The following is a 955-nucleotide window of genomic DNA, read 5'->3' as shown; positions in this document are numbered from 1 at the left end:
AAGCGGCCTCCCGGGCGGCGGCCTCCTGGGCGGCGGCCCAGGCGGCCTCCTGAACGGCCCGAGCGGCGTTGCAGGCGGCGACCCAGGCGGCATCCCAGGCGGCATCCCGAACAGCGGGCCAGGCGGCCTCCCGGGCGGCGGCCCGGGCTTGCGCAGCGTGCGACGCTGCATCGCGGACGATGTCACCGATCGCCGCCACATCCTCCAAGCTGGCGATCGGCCTGTGGTTGGCGAGCAGATCTGCATACGCGGTCGGCCCCGGGACCAGGCGTAGCCAGGTCGGCGTGCACACCCGGACGAGCCAATCCAGTGCCAGACACCCGCGCGCCTCGTCCAGTCCGTCGGCGGCCGTACCCATGAGCTGCGGGATGTACGGCTTGAGCTTCTGCCGCTTGCTGTTGGGCAGGACATCGTTCAGGATGCGGCCGAAAGCCCCGAGCACGGGCGAGACACACTCGGGGCGGTCGGACCAGGGCTCGTCGGCGAGGTATGACACCGCCTCCAGGAGGCAGCTGCCCTGCTTCAAGTTGTCATGGCCGCCCTTGGCCAGGACGAGCGTGGCGAGGTCAAGCGCGTGCATCAGACTGTCACCATTCCGGGGTTCGGGCGGGGCGGGGGCGAGGGTTCGTCGCGCCATTGGTAAAGGTGCTTGGGACGCCCGCGGGACCCGCGGTCCAAGATGAGGTCGACGTAGCCGTCCTGATCGAGATCATGGAGGTACCGCTGGACCGTGGACCGGTATCGGCCGATCTTGTCGGCGATTTCCTCCGCCGCGATCGGCTCGGACGCCGAGCGCAGCTCGACGACGATGTCCTCCATGATCTGGCGTGAGCGGTTCCTGCGGAGGCGTAGGTGGACCACTGCGGGAACCTCCTCCCATAGGTACTGTCATTAAATAAGTTGATCACTTGATCTGTGTTTGGGATTCCCGCGTGATCGCCTCGGTACGGTTATG

At 67.7% G+C, this 955-nt stretch carries 2 protein-coding genes; both read right to left on the bottom strand.

The genetic code is table 11. The features are described from left to right. Positions 1-580, bottom strand: a 580-nt coding sequence (locus ACY5KJ_RS12910; protein WP_462203436.1) for a hypothetical protein, incomplete at its 3' end; no start/stop codon positions are given. Then, entirely contained in the window at positions 580-861 is a 282-nt protein-coding gene (locus tag ACY5KJ_RS12905; RefSeq protein ID WP_462203435.1) for an HTH domain-containing protein, read from the bottom strand. The genes ACY5KJ_RS12905 and ACY5KJ_RS12910, both read right to left, overlap by 1 nt. Positions 862-955 lie beyond the last annotated feature (94 nt).

This window comes from Frankia sp. CcWB3 (assembly GCF_977927595.1).
The sequence above is the reverse complement of the archived record's forward strand: the minus strand, read 5'-3'. Positions and strand labels throughout refer to the sequence as shown.